This window comes from Psychrobacter sp. 1U2, assembly GCF_051847575.1.
This window is the reverse complement of the sequence record NZ_JBPYDC010001167.1, coordinates 1-680: the sequence shown is the minus strand read 5'-3', so window position 1 is coordinate 680 and position 680 is coordinate 1. Positions and strand designations below refer to the sequence as shown.

Sequence of the window (680 nt, the reverse complement as noted above, 5' to 3'; positions counted from 1 at the left end):
ACATAATCGCGGCATAAAGGTTTGATACGGTGTATGAGCGGCCGCATTATAGGCATAATGAATGAGGGATTGGGTTTGGTTAATAATGGCACTAACAATGTGAGGATGACAATGACCAAAATTTAAGACCCCTATACCACCCACAAAATCGATATAGCAGCGGTCATTAGTGTCCCAAACTTTTGCATTAACGCCTCTAGTCAAGGTTACTGGATGTACCATCGTAAAAGCATCTGTAACATTATGCATCTTATCCATGAGCTCTTTTCTCTTCCTTAAGTTAGATGCTCATTTCAACAAAATATTAGCTAGTCAACAAACGAATAATAGTTGTACTTGCATTCCTTTTATTCATTGCAGCAACAATCTCATACGGCAGTACTATTAAAAATAGCATACCCAATTAGTTCTCTACATTAACTTTGAGAGATAGAACTCAATCAAAGCTGTATTTTAGTTGAGTTAAAAAGTAATTACTCTTGATTTAAATAGATGTTTGATAAGGTCTTAATTCAGGATTAACTCTATATAAACAATAATAGTTAGAAAGTTAATCTCTATTCGTTACTAGACTCAGTATAACTTTCGATATAATTTGAAAGCCACTCCAAAACCATCCTTACTTTGTAAGAGTTACCTAAGAATAGTGGATATGTGACATAGTATGAGCCTCGACCTTG

Annotated in this window: 1 protein-coding gene; it reads right to left on the bottom strand. The window is 34.7% G+C overall.

The genetic code is table 11. The features are described 5' to 3' along the window. Positions 1-258 (bottom strand): aminotransferase class III-fold pyridoxal phosphate-dependent enzyme (locus ACS8FD_RS21010; RefSeq protein WP_439277293.1); only part of this gene is annotated, 258 nt, incomplete at its 3' end. Positions 259-680: the final 422 nt, after the last annotated feature.